Raw genomic sequence first — 20,269 nt, 5'->3', positions numbered from 1 at the left:
CCTCGCTAGGCGGTCGCCGGCGCCCCCCGCGCCAGCCGCCAGACGCCGACGGCCAGCTTGCTCAGGAACACCACCGCCATCACGCCCACGGTGATGTGGAAGCTGAGGTCCAGCGCCGCCTGCAGGCCGGCGATGTCGGTCGCCTTCGTCTCCGCCGCGCCGGAAGGGACCACCGTGAACAGCCGCCCGGCCGGCCACAGGGCGGCGATCAGTCCCACCCCGCCCAGGTCGGAGACGATCTCCAGGACGGCCCTGGCCCGGACCGCGTCGGGGCGGACCAGGGTCACCAGGCACCCGGTCGCCTGCAGCACCGCCAGGGCCAGGATCGGCAGGTGCAGCGTCGTCCAGATCGGTGCGCCCGCCAGGAGAACGCCGTGCTGCCCCACGACCGGCGACCAGGGCGCCTGGACGAGCCCCGTCCACCAGACGATGAACAGCAGCAGGATGCCCAGTTCGAACGCGGCCTCGAAGCGGGTCTTAGCCTTGCGGGCCGGCCGCCCCAGGTTCGGCAGGTCGGCGACCTTCCAGTCCAGCAGGTCGCCGACCGGGATCCAGCCCCGCTCGATCCCGGCCGCCAGGATCGTCGCGGCGCCGATCAGGGTCATGGCCGTGGCCAGGAAGCCGGACAGGAAACGCGCCAGCCCGCCCGCGGCGTCCTCGCCGCCGATGATGATCGAGATGACCAGGGGAATGGCCGTGACGGCCGCCGCCAGGACCAGCAGGCCTTTCACCGCGAACATGTAGAACGGGTAGAGCTCGGGCCCGATCAGCGTCCGCGACGCGCCATAGCGCCCGGCGACAGCGATGGGATGGCCGAAGGCCCGCAGGACGGCCTCGCGTTCCTTGTCGTCCAGGGGCCGGCCCAGTTCGGCCTCCTTCTCCTCCAGCCGGTTCAGCAGGATGTCGCGCAGCTCGGCGACGATGTCCTCGCGCTGGGCCTTGGGCAGCAGGGCCGCGACGGCGGCCAGGTAGCGATCGAGCAGGTCCATGGTCACGGCCTCCCTCATCGGATCAGGTTTTGCAGGGTGTCGTTCATCGCCCGCCACTCGGCGGACAGGCGGGCCAGCACGCCCTCGCCCTCGGGCGACAGGCGGTAGAAGCGCTTGCGGCGCTTGTCTTCCTCGCGCCACTCGCTGGTCAGCAGCCCCTGGCTCTCCAGGCGGCGCAGCATCGGATAGAGCGCGCCCTCGTCGATCTCCAACCCCACCTCGGCCAGGGCCTGGCGCAGGCTGTAGCCGTAGCGTTCGACCTGAAGCTGGGCCAGGACCGCCAGGATCAGCGTCCCACGCCGAAGCTCCTGGCGCAGGGTTTCAAAAATGTCGGCGTCCGCTGGCATGGTGTATGTCGCATGGTGTGCGCCACTTGGTGTGTGACATACACTGTATGGCACACAGGTTATAGGCAAGTCAATCCGGCGACCGATGGTCGCCTTGCGCGGTGCGGCTCACCTGGTTCGGACGAATGCTGCACGCCTTCCCGGATGAGGGCCGTCCTGGGAGAAGGCCCCTATGCCGACCTCGAACGCCGCAGCCGCGGCGTCGCCGGCGGGTCCGCCTCGGCTTCGGGTTCGACGACCGGAAACGCCATCTCGACCGTGAAGCGGCTGCCCTGGCCCGGGGTGCTCTCGACGCGGATCTCGCCCTGCATCAACGCCACGATCTGCTGGCTGATGCTCAGGCCCAGGCCCGTGCCTTCGTGACGCCCGGTCGTGTCCCCCACCTGCTCGAAGGGGCGGAAAATGCTTTCCAGCTGGCTCGGCTTGATGCCGACACCGGTATCATCGACGAGGAAGCGCAGGCGGGCCGTTTCCCCCACGGGGCCGACCACGCTGACCCGCAGGCGGACCCCGCCGTCGGCCGTGAACTTGATCGCATTGCCGATCAGGTTGATCAGGACTTGCCGGACCCGCTTTTCGTCCGCCGCGATCCGGCGCGGCACGTCCGGGTCGAGGCTGACGGCAAAGTCCAGGCCCTTGTCCCGCGCCGGCAGCCGGAACATCTCGCCCACACCCGTCACGCAGTCGTGCAGGTCGAAGGGCGCGGCCAGCAGCTCGAACTTGCCGGCCTCGATCTTGGCCACGTCCAGGATGTCGCTGATCACGGCCAGCAGGTGTTCGCCGCTGGCCTGCACCGTCTTGACCGCCGCCCGTTGCCTGGCGTCCAGGGCGGTGCGTTCCAGCCAGTAGGCGTAGCCGATGATGGCGTTGAGCGGCGTGCGCAGCTCGTGGCTCATATTGCCCAGGAACCGCGACTTGGCGCTGCTGGCGGCCTCGGCGGCGGCGTGGGCGTCGGCCAGCAGCCGGGCCTCCTCCGTCTGGCGGCGCTGGCGCGCCTCGTAGTCGCGACGAATGCGCAGGAAGCGCAGAACCAGGAAGCCCGCCGACAGCACCAGCCAGACGCCCAGGATCACCAGGTAGAAGGCCTCGGTCGACAGGTACGAGCCCTCGAACGTCAGGCCGTCGACCGACACCGTGATCCGGCCCGGCTCCGGATTGCTGGTGGCGATGGCGACCGAATGGATCGCCTTGAGGTTGGGCGCGGCCTCATCCGCCGAAAGACCGCGGCTGGCCGCCCACCATTCCTCGGTGGCCAGCTGGCTCAGCGGCAGGCGGACCTCGTTGCGGCCCTGGACCACCGGGATCTCGACGGCCAGGGGCGCCAGCTCGCCCTTCAGCCTGCCCCGCACGGCGGGGTCCGGCGAGGCCTTGAGGGCGAGCCTCAGGTGGTCGCTCGCCCCCCGGTACGAAAAGCGCAAGGTGACGGTCTGGAAGCGCGACAAGTCCAGGCCCTTGTCCTCGCGCCCCAGGTCCAGCTGCAGGCCGTAGCCGCAATAGGGATAGGCCGCGCCCTGGCGGATGTCGCACGACCAGGACAGGGGCCTGCGCGGATCGACGGACACGATCGAGCGACCGCCGCCCTCCGAGTCGGAATAGCTGTAAGCCACGAACCGTCCCGCCTCCGGCGACAGAACCAGCGTCTGGCTGGTGATGGCGCTCTTGCCCAGCACGGCGGCGAACGACACGGCCACCAGCAGGAAGACCGCGGCTTCGAGGCGGAGATTGGCGTAGCCCAGCCAAGGCTTGCGCGCGCCCAGGACGGCGGCGTCGAGATCCTTTGGTTTCCGCAAGACGCCCTCCCCGCTTCCCCCACTCACACAGGAAGCCCCCAAACCGAAGCAAAGCCTTAGGCCAAGCATCGTTTCCCCGAGGTTTAAGGATGGACAGGTGCGACATTTTGTTAGGGCCGCCGCCCGTTCCCGAAGTCATATAAAGATATCCTTATATCCATCTTGACGCCGGACGGGAACGCGGGCCTTCTAGGCGGGTCGTGGTCTGCGGGCGTTCGCGCGCCCGGAGCTAAGAGGGAAGTCGGTGAGGGCGTGAAACCCCGAATCCGGCGCTGCCCCCGCAACTGTGAGCGGCGAGCCGCTGTCCAATACGTGTCACTGACGCGCCGAAGCTGGATCGGTGGCGTGTCGGGAAGGCCAGGACAGGGGCGCTGACCCGTGAGCCAGGAGACCTGCCCCGACAGATAACGTCCTCCGGCGGGGTGCCCGGTCTGGTCGCATGCAAAGGCGTGACCGGACCCTGTGCCGTGCGCGCGGCCGCGCGCGTCCCCGATCAGCCTCCGCCCTCATACCGGCAGAGGCTTTTTGAAGATGACCGTCACCGTCGCCACCCTGGGCTTTCCCCGCATCGGCCCGCGCCGCGAACTGAAGTTCGCGCTCGAGGACCATTGGGCCGGCAAGACCGACGCCCAGGCACTGTTGGCCACGGCCGCGGCCCTGCGCGCCGCGGCCTGGACCCGTCAGGCCGCCCTGGGCGTGACCCATGTGCCCAGCAACGACTTCTCGCTGTACGACCACGTGCTGGACACCAGCGTGATGGTCGGCGCCATCCCGGCGATCTACGGCTGGACGGGCGGCCCGATCGACACCGCCGCCTACTTCGCCATGGCCCGCGGGACGCAGGGCGCCGCCGCGGAGGACGCCTGCGCCCATGGTCACGCCCATGGCCAAGGCCACGGCCTGCCGGCCCTGGAGATGACCAAGTGGTTCGACACCAACTACCACTACCTGGCCCCGGAGGTGTCGCGCGACCAGGCCTTCGCCCTGTCCTCCACCAAACCCGTCGACGAGTTTCTTGAGGCGAGGGCGCTGGGCGTCCACACCCGCCCGGTGCTGCTGGGCCCGGTCACCTTCCTCAAGCTGGCCAAGACCAGGGACGAGGGCTTCTCGCCGCTGTCGCTGCTGCCCGCCCTTGTCCCGGTCTATGCCGAGGTCCTGGCCAAGCTCCAGCAGGCCGGCGCCGACTGGGTGCAGGTCGACGAGCCCTGCCTGGCGCTGAACCTGACCGACTTCGAGCGCGCCGAACTGCGCCGCGCCTACGGCGCCCTGGCCCACGCCACGCCCGGCCTGCGCCTGATGCTGACCAGCTATTTCGGCGGCTACGGCGACAACCTGGCCACGGCGGTCAACCTGCCGGTCGACGGCGTCCATATCGACCTGGCCCGCGCGCCGGAGGAGCTCGAGGCCGTCCTGGGGAACGCGCGCGAAAGCCTGGTGTTGTCGCTGGGCGTGGTCGACGGCCGCAATGTCTGGCGAGCCGACCTGCCAGCCCTGCTCGATCGCCTGGAGCCGATCGTTTCCCGCCGCGGCGGCGACCGGGTGGTCCTGGCCCCGTCCTGCTCGCTGCTGCATGCGCCGATCGACCTGGACCTGGAGACGGCGATCGATCCGGAAATCCGCCAGTGGCTGGCCTTCGGCGTCCAGAAGATCGAGGAACTGGTGGTCCTGGCCACGGCGCTGAACGAGGGCCGGGCCAGGGTCGCGCCCCAACTGGCCGCCAGCGCCGCGGCGGCGGCGGCTCGGCGCGCCTCGCCTCGGATTCACGACCCGGCGGTGGCCGCGCGGCTGGCCGCCACGACCCCGGCCATGGCCCGCCGCCGCTCGCCGTTCGGCCGTCGGCAGGCGGTGCAGATCCCGCGCCTCGACCTGCCGGCCTTCCCCACCACCACCATCGGTTCGTTCCCGCAGACCGAGGCGGTGCGCCAGGCGCGCTCGGCCCATGGCAAGGGCCAGTTGAGCGACGCCGACTACGCCGCCTTCCTGCGCGCCGAGACCGCCCGCGCCGTGGCCTGGCAGGAGGAAGTCGGCCTGGACGTGCTGGTGCACGGCGAGTTCGAGCGCAACGACATGGTGCAGTATTTCGGCGAGCAGCTGGCGGGCTTCGCCTTCACTCGGCACGGCTGGGTGCAGTCCTACGGCTCGCGCTGCGTGCGCCCGCCGATCCTGTTCGGCGACGTCTCGCGGCCGGCCCCGATGACCGTGGACTGGTGGGCCTACGCCCAGTCTCTGACCGACAGGCCGATGAAGGGCATGCTGACCGGACCGGTGACCATCCTCAACTGGTCGTTCGTGCGCGACGACATTCCGCGCTCGCTGGCCTGCCGCCAGATCGCCCTGGCCGTTCGCGACGAGGTGGTCGATCTGGAGGCGGCCGGCGCCAAGGTGATCCAGATCGACGAGGCGGCGCTGCGCGAAGGCCTGCCCCTGCGCCGGGGCGACTGGGCGGCCTATCTGGACTGGGCGGTCGAGTGCTTCCGCCTGGCGGCCTCGAGCGTGGCCGACCACACCCAGATCCACACCCACATGTGCTATTCGGAGTTCAACGACATCATCGCCGCCATCGGGGCGATGGACGCCGACGTCATCTCCATCGAGACCGCCCGCTCGAAGATGGAGTTGCTGGACGCCTTCGAAGCCTATGCCTATCCGGCGCAGATCGGCCCCGGAGTCTACGACATCCACTCGCCGCGCGTGCCGTCGGTCGAGGCGATGACCGACCTGCTGAAGGCGGCCCAGGCCCAGCTGTCGGCCGGCCAGCTGTGGGTCAACCCCGACTGCGGCCTGAAGACCCGCAAATGGCCCGAGACGAAGGCCGCCCTGGCCAACATGGTCGAGGCCGCCCGGACCGTCCGCCGGGCCGTCGGCGCGGCCTGACGGCGGCGAAGATCTCCGCGCGTCGGGCCGGAGACGGCTTGGCGGGCGGAGGCGTCGCCGGGGTTTCGACAAGCCCGGGCGGCGCTGGCATTCTGGTCGGATGACGGACCTCTTCCGACTTGCCGGCGCCGTGCGGAGGGACCCCGGGGTCGACGCCTGGTTCGCCGCGCCCGAGCACGACCTGCGGCGCCTAGCCCAGCCGTGGTTCGACAGCCTGCGCGCCTGCGGGCCCGATGTGCGCGAACGGCTGCACGACGGACATCCCACCGCGTGCGCGGGCGACGCGGCGTTCGCCTATGTCGACGCGCTCAGCGCCCATGTGAACCTTGGCTTCTTCCACGGGGCCGCGCTGGACGATCCCTCCGGCCTGCTGGAGGGCGCGGGCAAGCGCATGCGGCACGTGAAGATCCGCTGGGGCCGGCCGGTCGACGCCGTCGCGCTGAACGCCCTGATCGCCGCGGCCTACCGGGACGTTCACGCGCGGCTGCGGTCCGACTAGATCCGTTCGAACCGGCGGGATCAGCGGTCGAACTTGGTCGACAGGATGATCGACGAGGTCGTGCGCTCCACCCCGGCCACGTGGCCGATCCGGTCCAGCACCTGGTCCATCTCGGCGACCGTGGCGGTGGCGGCGATGGCGATCATGTCGTAGTCGCCGCTGACCGAGTGCAGCAGCCGCACCTGCGGGATGGCGCGCAGGGCCGCCTCGACGGCGCGGGCCTCCTTGGGGCCGATCTTGATCATCACGTGCACCCGCACCGCCCCGTGGGCGTGGTCCGGCGCCAGGCGGGCGGCGTAGCCGACGATCACCCCGTCGCGCTCCAGCCGCTCGATCCGGCTCTGCACCGTGGTGCGCGAACGGCCGACTCGCCGGGCCAGGTCGGCGGTCGAGGCCCGGCCGTTCTCCCGCAGGGCGGCGATCAGCTTTTCGTCGATGGCGTCTAACGGCATTATGAAGGCTCAACTCGGCGTTTCGCCGAAATCCTGCCGTCAAACCGACGATCTTGCCACTAGGATTCGACGGAACGGCGAAGATGATGGCCGCCCCTGGAGTTTGCCCCGCCCGTGCTGGACCAAGTTCACCAAGACGCCCTGGCCGCCCTGGTCGGCCCCGGCGGCCTGATCCTCGACCCGGCCGGGCGCGCCGCCTACGAGACCCCGGCCCGCTACGCCGGCGGATCGGCCGCGGCGGTCGTCCGCCCGGCCACGACGGCCCAGGTCTCGGCCGTCGTCGGCTACTGCGTGCGCCACGGCCTGACCTTCACGCCGCAAGGCGCCAATACTGGCCTGGCCGAGGGCTCGACGCCGGACGCCAGCGGGACGCAGATCGTGCTGTCGCTGGACCGCCTGACCGCCCCGCTGGAGATCGACGCGGCCGACCGCACGGCGACCGTCGGCGCGGGCGTGCGGCTGTCGGCCCTGAACGCGGCGCTAGAGCCGCACGGCCTGTTCCTGCCCATCGACCTGGGCGCCGATCCCACCCTGGGCGGCATGGCGGCCACCAACACCGGCGGGGCGCGGTTCCTGCGCTACGGCGACATGCGCCGCCACGTCCTGGGGCTGGAGGTGGTGCTGGCCGACGCGGCGGGCACGACCCTGACCCTGTCGCACGGCCTGCGCAAGGACAACGCCGCCGTCGCCCTGCGCCAGCTGTTCGTCGGCGGCTGCGGGGCGTTCGGGATCATCACGCAAGTCACCGTCGAGGTTCACCAGCGCCCGCGCCAGACGGCCGCCGCCCTGCTGGTCCCCCGCGACATCGACGCGGTCCTGCCGCTGCTGCAGGCCTTCGAGGTCGAGGCAGGATCGACCCTGACCGCCTTCGAGGGCCTGTCGAAGGCCGCCATGACCCGGGCCATCGACCACGTGCCGTCGCTGAGCAACCCGTTCGCCGGCGGCATGCCGGACTACGCCGTCCTGGTCGAGCTGACCCGGACCTGGGCCCCGCGCGAGGGCGAGGCCTCGCTGGACGAGGTGTTGCAGCAGATCGCGGCCGAGCTGCTGGAGCGCGACGACGGCCTGCTGGTCGACGCGCTGTTCGGCCCTGTGGAAAGGATGTGGGCCCTGCGCCATGCGCTGTCGGAGGGCCTGCGGGCCAGCGGGCCGGTGGTGGGCTTCGACCTGAGCTTCCGCCGCCGCGACCTGGCCCGCTTCCGCCGCGAGGCCGTGCTGATGCTGGAGGCCGACTTCCCCGACTACGCCCTGTGCGACTTCGGCCACGTGGCCGACGGCGGGGTGCACTTCAACCTGGTCGGCCCCGCCGACAAGGACCGCCGCGCGGCCCTGCGCGAGGCGGTGCTGACCCTGGCTGTCGACGGCTTCGGCGCCAGCTTCAGCGGCGAGCACGGCCTGGGCCGGGCCTTCCAGGACGCCTACGACCGGTTCACGCCCCGGCTGATCCAGGACTACAGCGCGGCGGTGGCGGCGGTGTTCGGGACGGGGTCGGCTGCGGTTCGGCTGGGATCGGCTTTGAAATCATGAGCATTCCCCTTACCACCGCTCATCCCGGCGAATGCCGGGACTCAGATGGAATGGCTTTGAGGCGGGTTCCTCGAACTCTGAGCCAATCCAACCCGACACACCGCTAAAGGATCTGGGTCCCGGCATTCGCCGGGATGAGCGGATCGAAAAAGAGTTCCAGGACTGCCCATGACCACCCTGCCCTCCGCCATCGCCGAAGCCCGCGCCATCCTGCAGCGCCTCGGCGTGACCGCCGCCCTCGACGGCGGGACCCTGGCCGCGCGCTCGCCGGTCACCGGCGAGGTGGTGGCCCAGCTGTCCGAACACACCCCCGACCAGGCCGTCGCCGCCATCGACGCCGCCCACGAGGCCTACCTCGCCTGGCGCAAGGTCCCCGCCCCGCGCCGTGGCGAGCTGGTGCGCCTGCTGGGCGAGGAGCTGCGCGCCGCCAAGACCGACCTGGCCGCCCTGGTCACCCTGGAGGCCGGCAAGGTGGTCTCCGAGGGCCTGGGCGAGGTGCAGGAGATGATCGACATCTGCGACTACGCCGTGGGCCTGTCGCGCCAGCTGTTCGGCCTGACCCTGGCCACCGAGCGGCCGTCGCACCGGATGATGGAGACCTGGCACCCGCTGGGCGTGGTGGGCGTGATCAGCGCCTTCAACTTCCCGGTCGCCGTCTGGTCGTGGAACGCGGCCCTGGCCTTCGTCTGTGGCGACAGCGTCGTGTGGAAGCCGTCCGAGAAGACCCCGCTGGTCGCCCTGGCGGTCCAGGCCCTGTTCGAGCGCGCCGCCGCCCGCTTCGGCCCGGACGCCCCGGCCGGCCTGTCGACCCTGCTGATCGGCGGCCGCGCGGTGGGCGAGGCCCTGGTCGACCACCCGAAGGTCCCGCTGGTCTCGGCCACCGGCTCGACGGCCATGGGCCGGCAGGTTGGCCCGAAGCTGGCCGCCCGCTTCGCCCGCGCCCTGCTGGAGCTGGGCGGCAACAACGCCGCCATCGTCGCCCCGTCGGCGGACCTCGACCTGGCCCTGCGCGGCGTCGCCTTCGCGGCCATGGGCACGGCCGGCCAGCGCTGCACCACCCTGCGGCGGCTGTTCGTGCACGACAGCGTCTACGACGCCTTCGTCGGGCGGCTGAAGAGCGCCTATCCCAGCGTGCCGGTCGGCGACCCGCGCGCGGCCGGCGTGCTGGTCGGCCCGCTGATCGACGAGGCCGCGTTCGAGGCCATGCGGTCGGCGCTGGAGGCGGCCCGGGCCGCCGGCGGCCGGGTGGTGGGCGGCGACCGCGTCGAGGTCGCCGGGCCGGACGCCTACTATGTCGCCCCGGCCCTGGTCGAGATCGACCACCAGGCCGGCATCGTCAAATACGAGACCTTCGCGCCCATCCTCTACGTGATGCGCTACGCCGAGCTGGCCGAGGCCATCGCCGCCCAGAACGACGTGGCCCAGGGCCTGTCGTCGTCGATCTTCACGCTCAATGTCCGCGAGGCCGAGCTGTTCGTGTCGGCCGAGGGCAGCGACTGCGGCATCGCCAACGTCAATATCGGTCCCTCGGGCGCCGAGATCGGCGGGGCGTTCGGCGGCGAGAAAGAGACCGGCGGCGGCCGCGAAGCGGGTTCCGACAGCTGGAAGGCCTACATGCGCCGCGCCACCAACACCGTGAACTACGGGACCACCCTGCCCCTGGCCCAGGGGGTCACGTTCGACGTGTAAGTCCCTTGTTTTCCACCACCGTTGTCATCCCCGAAAGCGCGCAGCGCTTGTCGGGGACCCAGGTGAACCGCAAGGCCTCAGCCCAGTCCCCTGGGTCCCCGACAGCCTCTGCGAGGCTCCCGGGATGACAACGGTTTCAATCGCTCAAGCCCATCACTGGACCACCCCATGAGCCACCTTTCCACCCTCGTCGCCTCGGTCGTCGGCCAGAAGGCCGCCGCCGCGATCCTCGACGTGCTGGACATCGCCCCGCCCCTGGTGGCCGAGGCCGACGGCCCGGTCTCGCGCGCGGTCTTCGCCATGGCGCTGAACGCGGCGTTGTTCCACGACATCATGGGCCGCGTGCCGCTGGGCGCGGCCTATGTGTCCGAACGCCGGGCGGCGGGCCACAAGGTGCTGTTCGACCACGGCGCCCTGCGCACGATCCATTTCGGTGACGGCCCGACCGGCGCCCTGCCCGGCGGCCACCTGGCCTTCGCGCGGATCCTCGAGCCGCTGGGCTACGCCGTGGCCGACCTCTATCCGCTGGACCGGCTGAAGATGACCGGCCGGGCCTACGCCCACCTGGACCGGCCCGAGGCGATCCCGCAGTTCTTCGTCAGCGAGCTGCATGTCGAGCGCTTTTCGCCGGCGTTCCAGGTGATCGCCCACGCGGTGTTCGACTCCACCGCCGACGCCCTGGGCGTTGAGGCCCAGCGCGCCCTGGCCGCCTTCGCCAGCGAGGGAAGCTGCGACCTGGACGCGGCCCGCGCCGCCCTGCCCCAGGTCATCGCCGCCTTCGCGCGCACCCACGGCGCCCTGCGGCTGGAGCACTACAGGGCCTTGCTGGCCGAGTCGGCCGAGGCCGCCTGGATCGCCACCGAGGGCCAGGCCTTCAACCACGCCACCGACCGGGTGATCGACGTCGAAGCCGTGGCCGAGGGCCAGAAGGCGCTGGGCCGGCCGGTCAAGGACGCCGTCGAGGTCTCGGCCTCGGGCCGTGTGCGCCAGACCGCCTTCAAGGCCCAGCCGGTCGAGCGGGTGTTCGTCGCCGACGCCAAAGCCGCCGGGAGCGAGGTGACCCTGACCGTGCCCGGCTCGTTCCACGAGTTCATCTCGCGCGACCGGTTCGTGGACGCCGACGGGACGGAAAGGCTGGACCTGCGGTTCGACAGCTCGAACGCCCAGGGCATCTTCAAGATGACGCGGACGGGGTGACCCTCGCAGCGTCCGTCCGAACGCCGGGCGCCGTGATCGTCATTCCTCCAGCGCCGTGGCGATCGCCATGCGCAGCTGGCGGTCCGACACGGGCTTGAACAGCACGCCGGCGGGATGGTCCTCGTAGATCCGGGCGATGGTCGACTGCTCGCGCGAACCGGTGATGAAGATCACCTTCGAGCCGACCTCCGCGTGGATGGCCAGGGCGGCGTCGACGCCGTCCTTCTCGCCGCGCAGCCGCATGTCCATCAGCACCACCTCCGGCCGGTGCATCATGGCCAGGGCCACGGCCTCGTCGGCGTTGGTGGCCGTGCCGCAGACGGCCATGTCCATGTCCTCGACCTGCAGGCACAGGCCCTCGGCGATCAGGAATTCGTCATCGACGACCAGCACCGTGGATTTCCGAAGGGTCAGGGCGTTCATGCGGCCACCTGCCCGGCCATCGGCCCCGCCATGGGAAGCGCCGGTGGAACCGTCTGGGGCGCCGCGACGCGAATCTCGCTGCGGGTCAGGCCCGGCTTGCTTTCGACCATGATCGTTCCCTCCATCTGCGCGACCAGTCCCTTGATGATCGTCGAGCCCAACGCGACTTTCGGGCCGCCCGGCCTGGGCGGCTCGCCGTCGTAGCCCTTGCCGTTGTCGGCCACGACCAGCAGCAGGTCGCCGCCGTCGGCCCGGCTGAGATTGACCTCGATCTCGCCCCCGCCGTCCGGGAAGGCGTGCTTGAGCGAATTGGTGACCAGCTCGTTGACCAGCAGCCCCAGCGGAATGGCGAAATCCAGGTCGACGTCCAGCGGGATGGCCTCGACCGACAGGGCCACCCCGCCGCCGGCCCCGCCGTCGACGATGTTGCCGGACAGTTCGCTGAGGAAGGGGGCGATGTCGAAGGTCTTCAGGTCGCTGGAGCTCATCAGCTGCTGGTGCACCAGTCCCAGGGCGAAGATCCGGTCGCGCAGGCCACGCAGCGCCTTGCGGGCGTCGGGATCGGTGATCTGGCGCGACTGCATGACCAGCAGGCCGTCGACCATCTGGAGGTTGTTCTTCACCCGGTGATAGACCTCGCGCAGCAGCAGGTCGCGCTGGGCCAGGGTGACCTGCTGCTCCTCGACCACCCGCGCCAGCTCGGCCGTGCGCTCCTCGACCCGGCGTTCCAGCTCGGCGGCGGACGGCAGGGCGGCGATCTTGGGCAGCAGCGGCCACAGCAGGGCCGCCGTGGCGATAGACAGGATCGCGGTGACCAGCTTGATCACCCCCTCGATCCCGTAGGCGGGGACCCAGAGGGTGAGGATAGCCATCAGGTGAGTCGTCCCGCAGGCCAGGATGAAGGCCACGAACAGATAGGCCACCCAGCTGTACTTGATGTCGGGCCGCATCTTGACGAAGGCGGCTATGGCCAAGGGGATCGACAGGTAGGCCAGGCCGATGACCACGTCGGATCCGGCGTGCAGGGCCACCAGCCCCGGCGCCCAGCTCAGGCAGAAGCCGTGGGGCGTCAGCCCCGTTGGATTGAGCAGCCAGTCGAGCAGCGACATGTCCACACTCCCCGCGACCAGGCCCGTTCGCACCCCGCGGCGCCCGAGCCGTTTCCAGCATGAAGGCAGAAAAACACCGCCTCAGGTAGCGCTTTCGCATGGCCTTTGGTTAGCGCGGCGCGAGCGCCGCCCATGCGGAAAGCCGGCTGGCTCCACGGGGAGGAGCCAACCGGCCGGCCGCGGCGCGGGTCTGGGGAGAGTTCGAGGCGCGCAAGGCGCCCCGCGCTAGCCGAACAGCTTGGCCGCCGTCCGGGCGACCAGCTCGCCCTGGTGACGGGCGCCGGCCAGCTCCAGCTCGCTGGGCTGGCGGCTGCCGTCGCCGCCGGCGATGGTGGTGGCGCCGTAGGGCGCGCCGCCGGTGATCTCCTCCAGGGTCATCTGGCCCTGGTGGCTGTAGGGCAGGCCGACGATGGTCATGCCGAAATGCAGCAGGTTGGTGATGATCGAGAACAGGGTGGTCTCGTTGCCGCCGTGCTGGGTGGCCGAGGAGGTGAAGGCCCCGCCAACCTTGCCGTTCAGCGCGCCGCGGGCCCACAGGCCTCCGGCTTGGTCGAGGAAGTTGGCCATCTGCGAGGCCATGCGTCCAAAGCGGGTGCCGACGCCGACGATGATGGCGTCGTAGTTTTCCAGCTCGGCGATCGTGGCGACCGGCGCGGCCTGGTCCAGCTTGTAGTGCGACTTCACCGCGATCTCCTGCGGCACCAGTTCCGGCACGCGCTTGACGTCGACGGTCGCGCCGGCGGCGCGGGCGCCTTCGGCCACGGCGTTGGCCATCGCCTCGATGTGGCCGTAGGCGGAATAGTAGAGGACAAGAACCTTGGCCATGGCGGCCTCCTTGATGGTCTGGGTTTGGGGTCAGGCTGGGGACGGGTGCAAGCGCCCGTCCCCAGGGATGGATCGGCTAGGCGGCGTCGACGAGCACCAGTTCGGCGTCTTCCAACGCTTTCACGCGGATCACGGCCTCGTCTTGAATGGCCGCGCCGTCGCGGGTGTTCAAAGCCACGCCGTTGACCTCGACCTTGCCGGTCGAGGGCACCAGATAGCCCTTGCGGTCGGCGCCGATCGCGTACTCCGTGGTCTCGCCGGCCTTCAGCGTCGCGCCCAGGACCCGGGCGTCGGTGCGGATCGGCAGGGCGTCGGTGTCGCCCTCGAAGCCGCTGGCCAGGGCCACGAACTTGCCGCTGCGGTCGCCCTTGGGGAAAGGCTTGGCGCCCCAGGCGGGACCTTCGCCGCGCTTGTTCGGGATGATCCAGATCTGGAAGATCTTGGTCGCGGTGCTTTCCAGATTGTATTCCGAGTGGCGGATGCCGGTGCCGGCGCTCATCACCTGGACGTCGCCCGCCTCGGTGCGCCCCTTGTTGCCCAGGCTGTCCTGGTGGGTGATCGCGCCTTCGCGGACATAGGTGATGATTTCCATGTCGGCGTGCGGGTGGGGCGGGAAGCCCGTGCCGGCCGCGATGGTGTCGTCGTTCCAGACCCGCAGGGCGCCGTGGTGGACGCGCGAAGGGTCATGGTAGTCGGCGAACGAGAAGTGATGCTTGGCGTCCAGCCAACCGTGGTTGGCGCCGCCCAGGCTGTCGAAGGTTCTGACGTCGATCATCGTCTGTCTCCTGGAGACCGAGGCCCCGAGGAAGGAGGGGTGGGGCCGTCTCTGTTGAGGAGAAGATGGCCTCTTGCCTTGCGATCTGAAATGGAAATGATCGAAACAAACCGTTTCGGAAATCGCACCAATGAAGCTCCCCGACTTCGAGGCCTGGGCGGTGTTCGCCAAGGTGGCCGAGACCGGCTCGTTCGTCGGCGCCGCGCGGCAGTTGAACCTGTCCAAGGCCACGGTCTCCAAGGCCGTTTCCCGGCTGGAAGACCGGCTGGGGGCGGCGCTTTTTCATCGCACGTCCCGGCGGCTGTCCCTGACCGAGGCCGGCAAGGCCTCGCTGCACCGGGCCAGCCACCTCCTGCAGGAGGGCGAGGCGCTGGAGGCCGAGGCCTCGGCCCAGTCGGCCGCGCCGCGCGGCCTGGTGCGGGTGGCCGCGCCGATGTCGTTCGGGATCGCCCACCTGGGACCCGCCCTGCCGGAATTCTTCGCCCTCTATCCGGAGGTCTCGGTCGAGCTGTCGCTGTCGGACCAGCTGGTCGACATCGTCGAGGAGGGCTTCGACCTGGCCCTGCGGATCTCGGCGCTCGAGGATTCCAGCCTGCTGGCCCGGCGCCTGTGCCCCGTGCGGGTGATGCTGGTGGGGTCGCCCGGCTACTTCGACCGGCATGGGCGGCCCGGCCACCCCAAGGACCTGACCGCCCATCGCGGCCTGTTCTACACCGGCGGCCGGTCCAGGGACGCCTGGCGGTTCGAGCACGCCGAGCACGGACAATACGCGGTCAGCGTGCCCTCGCCCCTGCGCGTCAACAACGCCGACATCCTGCGGCCCTCGCTGCTGGCCGGCCTGGGCCTGGCCATGCAACCGGACTTCCTGTGCTGGGAGGACGTCAAGAGCGGCCTGCTGGAAGAGGCCCTGCCCGACTGGGCCCCGCCGCCGATCGCCATGCATCTGGTCACCCCGCCCAGCACGATCCGGCCGGCGCGGGTGGAGGTGCTGATCGCGTTCCTGGCCAAGCGGATGGCGTCGGCGCCGTGGTTGGGGTGAAGGGCTTTAAAGAGGATGGCGCGACATCATGCGCGCCAATGAGCGCATCCGCTCCGACTTGGCCTAACCGAAGGGGATCAGGCCATCTCGTGCTTGTCGCTCAGGCATTCGCCGATGGCCCGGGCGCAGCCCGGCAAGCCCAGGGCGCCGATGAACGACATGGCGACCGCGCAGACCAGCATCACGGGTTGGAAGAAACGCATGCGAAATTCTCCACAGGCCAGTTCGTTCGGAAGGCGAGTTCCAACCCAGATAAGGCTGAAGCTTGACGTTTGTTCCTGCGAACCGTGGGTCCAGGTCGGAAAAGCTCAGCATGCGGCAGATATGTCTCACCCGTATGTCAGTCTCCCAACGCATAGGCGACGCGAGCGGCCTCAATTCGGGCCAGTTTTTCCTCGAGCGGGGACCAGTCGTCGGCCTCCGCGATCGGCGCCCACAGAGCCTCGACCTCGTCGATCAGCATCTCTTCCGGCTCCAACGCCTTGAAAACCGGGCTTTCCAGCCGCTCGGGCCGGTCGGGCTCGAAGGCCGGCAGCTGGCGGCGGAAGTCGAGGAACGCCGCCTGTCCGTACAGGGCGGCGCGCGGACCGGCCAGGGCGCGGGCCTCTGACGCCTCGCCGCCGAACCAGTCGAAGAAGAACGGCTCCCAGCGCAGTGATTCGCCGTCGGCCGCGCTCCCCGCGGCCAGGGCCACGAACGCGGCCTGGACCAGGGCCAGGTCGTCCTCGGCCGAGCGGCTCTTCAGGCCCAGGCGGCCCAGCATCGCCGCGCGCAGGGCGTTCCGGTAGAGGTCGGAGAAGGTGTTCAGGGCGGCGATCAGGCCGGCGTCGTCCGTGACCAGGGCCAGGCAGCCGGCCAGCTGCTGCAGGTTCCAGAACACCGTCTCGGGCTGGCGGCCGAAGCTGTAGAGGCCCGAATGGTCGAAATAGGCGGCGGTGAAGTTCGGATCGTTGCGCGGCAGGAACCGCCAGGGGCCGTAGTCGAAGCTCTCGCCCGTCACGACCATGTTGTCGGTGTTGAGCACCCCGTGCACGAAGCCGGCCGCCATCCAGCGGGCCAGCAGGCGGGCGCTGGCGGCCACCGCCTGCTCCAGCAGCACCCTGGGCCGGTCCGGCTGGTCCGCGACGTCGGGAAAGTAGGTCTCGACCGCATGGTCGACCAGCCTGGTGATGTTGTCGGGCCGCTCCAGGAAGGCCTGGCGCTGGAAGGTCCCGAACCGGATGTGGCTGTGCGAGAGGCGGGTCAGCACGGCCGAGCGGGTGGGGCTGGGCTCGTCGCCGCGCACCAGGGCCTCGCCGGTCTCGACCAGGGAGAAGGCGCGGGAGGTCGGAACGCCCAGGGCCTCCAGCATCGTGGCCGCCAGGATCTCGCGCACCCCGCCCTTCAGGGTCAGCCGGCCGTCGCCGGCCCGCGACCACGGCGTCTGGCCCGAGCCCTTGGTGGCCAGGTCGAGCAGGCGCCCGCTTCCGGCTTCCCGAAGCTGGGCGAACAGGAAGCCGCGCCCGTCGCCGAGGTCCGGGTTGTAGCTGCGGAACTGATGGCCGTGATAGCGCATGGCCAGCGGTCCGGGCTGGTTGTCCGGCAGGGGCGAGAAGCGCGCGAAGTGCGCCAGCCATTCGGCGTCGCTCAGCGCCTCCAGGCCCACCGTCGCGGCCGCGCGGTGGTTGCGGAACCGCAGGGTCGTCTCCGGGAAGGGCGCGGGCGCGACCGGATCGGCGAACTCCGGACCCAGGCGCATGAAGACCGGATCGGGGCGATAGGCGGCGGAAATGGGCATGTCCCCGACATGAGCCGCCGGTCGCGCCGGCGCAAGCGGCCATCTGGCCGCGCGCGATCGCTTCGAGGCCAACGGAAGGTTGGGGATGTTCGCCGAACGCTGTCGCATCCGAGCAACAGCCGTTCTCGAACCGTTAATCCATAAGGTTTCTCCTTGCCGAGACACCAGCGGGACCGTAACCCTTGCGTGTCAATTCGAACAGTCGTTCGGGTCACGACCAAATCAAAAGGCTGGGGCGGTGCAAGCGCTCGAGCCATAAAACGAACCGAGGTAGGAAATGCGCTTTACTCAGGTGCTTTGCGGCACGGCGTCCGCCGTCGTGCTCGCCGGTCTGACCCCTCTGGCGGCTCAGGCCCAAACCGCCGCCCAGGACACCGAAATCCCAACCGTCGACAGCATCGTCGTCACCGCCCAGAAGCGCGAGCAGAACCTGCAGGACGTGCCGGTGGTGGTCACCGCAGTCGGCGCCAAGCTGCTGCAGGACACCGGCGTCAAGGACATCAAGGACCTGACGATCCTGACCCCCGGCCTGACCGTGACCTCGACCTCGTCGGAAGCCTCGACCACCGCCCGCATCCGCGGCGTCGGGACGGTCGGCGACAACCCCGGCCTGGAAAGCTCGGTCGGCGTCGTGATCGACGGCGTCTATCGCCCCCGCAACGGCGTCGGATTCGGCGACCTGGGCCAGATGGAGCGCATCGAGGTCCTGAAGGGGCCGCAAGGCACGCTGTTCGGCAAGAGCACCTCGGCCGGCGTCATCAACATCGTCACCAAGGAGCCGGAATTCGGCTTCGGCGCCGAAGCCGAGGCGACGATCGGCAACTACAACGCCCACGGCCTGGCCGCCTCGGTGACGGGGCCGCTGTTCGGCAGCGAGACCTTGGCCGCCCGCCTGTACGTCGCCGCCCGCGAGCGCGACGGCTATAACGACGTGGTCACCGGCAAGGGCCCCAGCGACCGCGACGAGGACGCCGACCAGGGCTTCTACACCGTCCGCGGCCAACTGCTGTTCATCCCGGACGACAAGGCCACCTTCCGCCTGATCGCCGACTACAGCAAGCGCGACGAGAACTGCTGCGGCGCCTTGCAGATCCGCACCGGCCCGACCGCCGGCATCCTGGGCCTGCTGAACGGCGGCCCGGCCCTGGCCACCACCGCCGATCCCTATGCCCGCGTCGCCTATTCGAACCGCGGCGCGCCGTCGTCGATCGAGGACAAGGGCGTGTCGCTGCAGGGCGTGATCGACACCGACTTCGGCCAGATCACCTCGATCTCGGCCATCCGCAACTGGCGCACCGACAACGGCCAGGACTCGGACTTCACCACCGCCGACATCGCCTATCGCAACAAGGACGGCACCAACTACAGCGAGTTCACCACCTTCAGCCAGGAAATCCGCCTGGCGGGCCAGACCGACAAGTTCGACTGGCTGGTCGGCGCGTTCCTGGCGGACGAGCGGCTCGATAACAAGGCCAACTTCCTCTATGGCAACGACTACGAGCAGTATCTGGGCCGCCTGCTGTCGCGCTCCGCCGCCAACCCGGCCGGCGTCGCCAACTTCATCGCCCTGCTTCTGAACCGCGCGCCCAACACCAGCTTCGTCGGCGGCCAGGGCCTGCGTGACCAGTACAAGCAGCGCGCCACCACGGTCGCCGGCTTCACCAACAACACCTGGCACGTGACCGACGCCTTCGACATCACCGCCGGCCTCCGCTACTCGATCGACAAGAAGGACCTGGACACCTACCAGACCACCAGCGACGGCGGCGTGGCCTGCGGCACCGCCCTGTCGCCGGCCGGCCAGGCCCGCATCGCCGGCATCGTCGGCGCGGCCAACGCCGGCACGGTGATCGGCAACCTCTGCCTGCCCTGGGCCAACCCGCTGTTCAACGGCCGCGGCACCAACCAGAAGCGCTCGGACAAGGAATGGAGCGGCACCATCAAGGCGTCGTACCGCTTCTCGCCGGAAGTGTTCAGCTACGCCTCGTACGCCCGCGGCTACAAGGGCGGCGGCTTCAACCTGGACCGCACCCAGTCGTCCAACGGCCTGCCCTCGGGCGCGCCCGGCGTCGTGCCGATCCTGGACACCTCGTTCCCGGCCGAATTCGTCGACAGCTACGAAGTCGGCCTGAAGAACACCCTGTTCAACCGCACGATCCTGTTCAACGTCACGGGCTTCTACCAGAAGTTCAGCGACTTCCAGCTGAACACCTTCCTGGGCACCTCGTTCGCGGTGCGCTCGGTCGAGGAAGTGACCTCCAAGGGCGTCGACGTCGACTTCCTGTGGTTCACCCCGGTGCGCGGCCTGTCGATCCAGAGCGGCCTGAGCTACGCCGACACCAAGTACGGCGACCAGCCGGTCGCCAACGACCCGACCAACGCCCTGGCCCTGCTGCCGGGCAACCAGATGTCGCTGGCTCCGAAATGGTCCGCTTCGGGCTCGCTCAGCTATGAGCGCCCGGTCGGCGGCGACCTGAAGGCCCGCTTCAACATCGGTACGAAGTACTCTTCGAAGTACAACACCGGTTCCGACCTGTTCCCGCCCAAGGTCCAGAAGGCCTACACCGTGGTCAACGCCCGCCTCGGTCTGGGCGCGGCGGACGACAAGTGGACCATCGAGCTATGGGGCCAGAACCTGCTCGACGAGAAGTACGCCCAGGTGGCCTTCAACGGCACCCTGCAGGGCTCGTCGGGGCTGAGCGCCACCAACAAGGTCTACAACCCGGCGGCGGACACCATCACCTACAACGCGTTCCTGGGCGCGCCGCGCACCTACGGCCTGACCCTGCGGGCCAAGTACTAGGCCTGGACTCCGCCCGTGCCGGCCAGGGCCGGGATGGGCGGAGACGGGACGCGAGACCTGAAGGGCGATCCGGGCGACCGGGTCGCCTTTTCGTTTGGCCCGATTGGTCCTTAACCACGCTTTCCTCGAATCCCGAACCGCCCCACCCTGCGGT

The 20,269-nt window shown here is 69.9% G+C and carries 17 protein-coding genes and 1 riboswitch; of the genes, 7 read left to right on the top strand and 10 right to left on the bottom strand.

The features are described 5' to 3' along the window. Positions 1–5 precede the first annotated feature (5 nt). The 3 genes from AC07NX_RS13630 to AC07NX_RS13620 form a co-directional block, all read right to left on the bottom strand. A complete protein-coding gene (locus AC07NX_RS13630; RefSeq protein WP_494642434.1) occupies positions 6–989 on the bottom strand; it encodes an HAAS signaling domain-containing protein in 984 nt (327 codons plus the stop codon). 14 nt (positions 990–1,003) lie between these two features. Continuing rightward, the gene (locus tag AC07NX_RS13625; RefSeq protein ID WP_494642433.1) at positions 1,004–1,336 is read right to left on the bottom strand and encodes a PadR family transcriptional regulator; all 333 of its coding nucleotides are present in this window, start codon (positions 1,334–1,336) and stop codon (positions 1,004–1,006) included. Positions 1,337–1,506: 170 nt separating this feature from the next. Then, positions 1,507–3,126 carry a sensor histidine kinase gene (locus AC07NX_RS13620; RefSeq protein WP_494642431.1) on the bottom strand — a complete coding sequence of 540 codons (1,620 nt, stop codon included), beginning with the start codon at positions 3,124–3,126 and terminating at the stop codon, positions 1,507–1,509. A 184-nt stretch (positions 3,127–3,310) separates the two neighbouring features. After that, a riboswitch (cobalamin riboswitch) is annotated at positions 3,311–3,540 on the top strand. A 117-nt stretch (positions 3,541–3,657) separates the two neighbouring features. Between AC07NX_RS13620 and metE the strand changes: the two genes are divergently transcribed. Beyond that, entirely contained in the window at positions 3,658–6,000 is a 2,343-nt protein-coding gene (gene metE / locus AC07NX_RS13615) for a 5-methyltetrahydropteroyltriglutamate--homocysteine S-methyltransferase (protein WP_494642430.1), read from the top strand. A 100-nt stretch (positions 6,001–6,100) separates the two neighbouring features. Continuing rightward, a complete protein-coding gene (locus AC07NX_RS13610; RefSeq protein ID WP_494642429.1) occupies positions 6,101–6,499 on the top strand; it encodes a DUF1801 domain-containing protein in 399 nt (132 codons plus the stop codon). Positions 6,500–6,519: 20 nt separating this feature from the next. Here the strand turns inward: AC07NX_RS13610 and AC07NX_RS13605 are convergent, their stop codons facing one another. Next, positions 6,520–6,951 carry an Lrp/AsnC family transcriptional regulator gene (locus AC07NX_RS13605; RefSeq protein WP_494642428.1) on the bottom strand — a complete coding sequence of 144 codons (432 nt, stop codon included), beginning with the start codon at positions 6,949–6,951 and terminating at the stop codon, positions 6,520–6,522. A 114-nt stretch (positions 6,952–7,065) separates the two neighbouring features. Here AC07NX_RS13605 and AC07NX_RS13600 point away from each other — a divergent pair, with 114 nt between their 5' ends. The 3 genes from AC07NX_RS13600 (at position 7,066) to AC07NX_RS13590 (ending at position 11,364) form a co-directional block, all read left to right on the top strand. Further along, positions 7,066–8,478 (top strand): FAD-binding oxidoreductase, encoded by a 1,413-nt coding sequence (locus tag AC07NX_RS13600; protein WP_494642427.1) that lies wholly within the window; start codon positions 7,066–7,068, stop codon positions 8,476–8,478. A 168-nt stretch (positions 8,479–8,646) separates the two neighbouring features. Further along, positions 8,647–10,167: an L-piperidine-6-carboxylate dehydrogenase gene (gene amaB / locus AC07NX_RS13595; protein ID WP_494642426.1), complete on the top strand. Its 1,521-nt coding sequence runs from the start codon at positions 8,647–8,649 to the stop codon at positions 10,165–10,167. Positions 10,168–10,335: 168 nt separating this feature from the next. Continuing rightward, entirely contained in the window at positions 10,336–11,364 is a 1,029-nt protein-coding gene (locus AC07NX_RS13590) for a 2-oxoadipate dioxygenase/decarboxylase family protein (RefSeq protein WP_494642425.1), read from the top strand. A gap of 39 nt (positions 11,365–11,403) precedes the next feature. Here the strand turns inward: AC07NX_RS13590 and AC07NX_RS13585 are convergent, their stop codons facing one another. The 4 genes from AC07NX_RS13585 to AC07NX_RS13570 all read right to left on the bottom strand — a co-directional run bounded on the left by AC07NX_RS13585 (position 11,404) and on the right by AC07NX_RS13570 (position 14,496). Further along, on the bottom strand, positions 11,404–11,787 hold the full coding sequence (locus AC07NX_RS13585; RefSeq protein WP_494642423.1) for a response regulator: 384 nt from the start codon (positions 11,785–11,787) through the stop codon (positions 11,404–11,406). Next, entirely contained in the window at positions 11,784–12,896 is a 1,113-nt protein-coding gene (locus AC07NX_RS13580; RefSeq protein WP_494642422.1) for a sensor histidine kinase, read from the bottom strand. Before AC07NX_RS13580 ends, AC07NX_RS13585 begins: the two co-directional genes overlap by 4 nt. A gap of 225 nt (positions 12,897–13,121) precedes the next feature. After that, positions 13,122–13,721, bottom strand: a complete 600-nt coding sequence (gene wrbA, locus AC07NX_RS13575; protein ID WP_035074551.1) for an NAD(P)H:quinone oxidoreductase — start codon at positions 13,719–13,721, stop codon at positions 13,122–13,124. 76 nt (positions 13,722–13,797) lie between these two features. Then, a complete protein-coding gene (locus AC07NX_RS13570) occupies positions 13,798–14,496 on the bottom strand; it encodes a pirin family protein (protein WP_494642420.1) in 699 nt (232 codons plus the stop codon). Between the two features lie 130 nt (positions 14,497–14,626). On the opposite strand from AC07NX_RS13570, the gene AC07NX_RS13565 reads away from it, so the two are divergent. Next, positions 14,627–15,535, top strand: coding sequence for a LysR family transcriptional regulator (locus AC07NX_RS13565; protein WP_494642418.1), 909 nt, complete (start codon positions 14,627–14,629; stop codon positions 15,533–15,535). A gap of 77 nt (positions 15,536–15,612) precedes the next feature. Here the strand turns inward: AC07NX_RS13565 and AC07NX_RS13560 are convergent, their stop codons facing one another. Both AC07NX_RS13560 and AC07NX_RS13555 read right to left on the bottom strand, forming a co-directional pair. Continuing rightward, positions 15,613–15,738, bottom strand: a complete 126-nt coding sequence (locus tag AC07NX_RS13560) for a hypothetical protein (RefSeq protein ID WP_007667460.1) — start codon at positions 15,736–15,738, stop codon at positions 15,613–15,615. Between the two features lie 137 nt (positions 15,739–15,875). Further along, on the bottom strand, positions 15,876–17,312 hold the full coding sequence (locus AC07NX_RS13555; protein ID WP_494642416.1) for a protein adenylyltransferase SelO: 1,437 nt from the start codon (positions 17,310–17,312) through the stop codon (positions 15,876–15,878). A 277-nt stretch (positions 17,313–17,589) separates the two neighbouring features. Here AC07NX_RS13555 and AC07NX_RS13550 point away from each other — a divergent pair, with 277 nt between their 5' ends. After that, on the top strand, positions 17,590–20,115 hold the full coding sequence (locus tag AC07NX_RS13550; RefSeq protein WP_494642415.1) for a TonB-dependent receptor: 2,526 nt from the start codon (positions 17,590–17,592) through the stop codon (positions 20,113–20,115). The last annotated feature ends 154 nt before the right edge of the window (positions 20,116–20,269 follow it).

Source organism: Caulobacter sp. GW821-FHT09A05, from assembly GCF_059418465.1.
Note: the sequence above shows the minus strand (reverse complement) of the source record. Positions and strands in the feature narration are given on the sequence as shown.

Coding starts and splice junctions, on each gene's coding strand:
- AC07NX_RS13630 (WP_494642434.1), bottom strand. CDS start 989: ATGGACCTGCTCGATCGCTACCTGGCCGCCGTCGCGGCCCTGCTGCCC.
- AC07NX_RS13625 (WP_494642433.1), bottom strand. CDS start 1,336: ATGCCAGCGGACGCCGACATTTTTGAAACCCTGCGCCAGGAGCTTCGG.
- metE (WP_494642430.1), top strand. CDS start 3,658: ATGACCGTCACCGTCGCCACCCTGGGCTTTCCCCGCATCGGCCCGCGC.
- AC07NX_RS13610 (WP_494642429.1), top strand. CDS start 6,101: ATGACGGACCTCTTCCGACTTGCCGGCGCCGTGCGGAGGGACCCCGGG.
- AC07NX_RS13605 (WP_494642428.1), bottom strand. CDS start 6,951: ATGCCGTTAGACGCCATCGACGAAAAGCTGATCGCCGCCCTGCGGGAG.
- amaB (WP_494642426.1), top strand. CDS start 8,647: ATGACCACCCTGCCCTCCGCCATCGCCGAAGCCCGCGCCATCCTGCAG.
- AC07NX_RS13590 (WP_494642425.1), top strand. CDS start 10,336: ATGAGCCACCTTTCCACCCTCGTCGCCTCGGTCGTCGGCCAGAAGGCC.
- AC07NX_RS13585 (WP_494642423.1), bottom strand. CDS start 11,787: ATGAACGCCCTGACCCTTCGGAAATCCACGGTGCTGGTCGTCGATGAC.
- AC07NX_RS13580 (WP_494642422.1), bottom strand. CDS start 12,896: ATGTCGCTGCTCGACTGGCTGCTCAATCCAACGGGGCTGACGCCCCAC.
- wrbA (WP_035074551.1), bottom strand. CDS start 13,721: ATGGCCAAGGTTCTTGTCCTCTACTATTCCGCCTACGGCCACATCGAG.
- AC07NX_RS13570 (WP_494642420.1), bottom strand. CDS start 14,496: ATGATCGACGTCAGAACCTTCGACAGCCTGGGCGGCGCCAACCACGGT.
- AC07NX_RS13565 (WP_494642418.1), top strand. CDS start 14,627: ATGAAGCTCCCCGACTTCGAGGCCTGGGCGGTGTTCGCCAAGGTGGCC.
- AC07NX_RS13560 (WP_007667460.1), bottom strand. CDS start 15,738: ATGCGTTTCTTCCAACCCGTGATGCTGGTCTGCGCGGTCGCCATGTCG.
- AC07NX_RS13555 (WP_494642416.1), bottom strand. CDS start 17,312: ATGCCCATTTCCGCCGCCTATCGCCCCGATCCGGTCTTCATGCGCCTG.
- AC07NX_RS13550 (WP_494642415.1), top strand. CDS start 17,590: ATGCGCTTTACTCAGGTGCTTTGCGGCACGGCGTCCGCCGTCGTGCTC.